Annotated in this window: 1 protein-coding gene and 1 pseudogene; both read right to left on the minus strand. The window is 70.2% G+C overall.

Annotation, left to right across the window (positions count from 1 at the left end; translation table 11 throughout):
* Positions 1-146 (minus strand): annotated as a pseudogene (locus ADK52_RS41210) (ABC transporter permease); the annotation flags it as partial.
* Positions 133-924: an ABC transporter ATP-binding protein gene (locus ADK52_RS08020; RefSeq protein WP_053689070.1), complete on the minus strand. Its 792-nt coding sequence runs from the start codon at positions 922-924 to the stop codon at positions 133-135. The pseudogene ADK52_RS41210 and the gene ADK52_RS08020, both read right to left, overlap by 14 nt.
* Between the last annotated feature and the right edge of the window lie 25 nt (positions 925-949).

Raw genomic sequence — 949 nt, forward strand, 5'->3', positions numbered from 1 at the left:
GGGAGGACCTTCTTGACGAGGACCTCGCGGGTGGGGGTGCGGTGGGTCTGGACGGCGTCGAGGGCGTCGAGGCCTGCTTCCAGGCCGGCCAGGTCGTCGGTCCTGCTCCTGGCCGCGGTTTTCGGGGTGGTGTCAGTGCTGGCCATGGCGGCGGATCTCCCCACGCAGGTGTTCGGTGATCTCGACGGACAGTTCCGCGACGTCGGCGTCTTCGATGCGGCGCGGCTGGGGGATGTCCACGGTCCATTCGTGGGCGATGCGGCCGGGGCGTGAGGAGAGCAGGACCACGCGCTGGGCGAGGCGGACGGCTTCGCGGACGTTGTGGGTGACGAAGAGGACGGAGACGTCGGTCTCGGCCCAGATGCGGGTGAGTTCGCCGTGCAGGACGTCGCGGGTGATGGCGTCCAGGGCCGCGAACGGTTCGTCCATCAGCAGCAGGCGGCTGTCCTGGGCGAGGGCCCGGGCCAGGGCGACGCGCTGGCGCATGCCGCCGGACAGTTCGTGGACGCGTTTGCCGTGGGCGCCGCCGAGGCGGACCAGTTCCAGGAGGCGTTCGGCTTCGGGTTTGCGGTCGGTTTTGGCCACCCCGCGCAGGCGCAGGGCGAGTTCGATGTTCTTGCCCGCCGTCAGCCAGGGGAAGAGGGCGTGTTCCTGGAACATCAGGGCGGGCCGACCGGCGGTTTCGATGGTGCCGGCGGAGGGCCGGTCGAGTCCGGCGACGAGGTTGAGGAGGGTGGATTTGCCGCAGCCGGAGGCTCCCAGGATGGTGACGAACTCGCCGGGTGCGACATCGAGGCTGATGTCGTCCAGGACGAGCTGCGATCCGGCCGGGCCGGAGAAGGACTTCGAGACGTGCGCGATGCGGGCGGCGTGGGTCTGCTCCGCTACCGTGCCCTCGGCAGCCTTGGCGAGTGTGGTGGCCATGGTCGTCACCTCCTGGGATGCGTAC

It is taken from the genome of Streptomyces sp. WM6372, assembly GCF_001279655.1.
GTDB lineage: Bacteria > Actinomycetota > Actinomycetes > Streptomycetales > Streptomycetaceae > Streptomyces.